The following is a 320-nucleotide window of genomic DNA, read 5'->3' on the forward strand; positions in this document are numbered from 1 at the left end:
TCGCCCTCGGCGAATGGGACGGCCGCGTCGAAGGGCGAGATAGCGATATCGGTAAAGCCGGCCGTCGTCAGGATGCGCGCTACGCGCTCCCGGTCGCCGAACGAAAACGGGCCGGGCGCTTCGGGATCGGGCAGCGCACTCGGCGGGAGGATGCCCTTGAGCGCGCCCACCGGCAGGCGCATCCAATCGTTCTCATCCGTACCGCGCCAGCAGACGAAGGCGACCCGGCCGCCCGGCCGGAGCGCGCGTCGCATATGGGTGAACGCCGCTGTCGGATCGTCGAAGAACATCACGCCGAAACGCGAGAACAGGATATCGAA

At 67.8% G+C, this 320-nt stretch carries 1 protein-coding gene; it reads right to left on the minus strand.

Going from position 1 to position 320, the window contains the following annotated elements; translation table 11 throughout:
* Positions 1–320 (minus strand): class I SAM-dependent methyltransferase (locus DIE08_RS35365; protein WP_124906471.1); only part of this gene is annotated, 320 nt, incomplete at both ends.

This window comes from Burkholderia sp. Bp9004, assembly GCF_003858025.1.
In the GTDB taxonomy this organism is placed as follows: Bacteria; Pseudomonadota; Gammaproteobacteria; order Burkholderiales; family Burkholderiaceae; genus Burkholderia; species Burkholderia diffusa.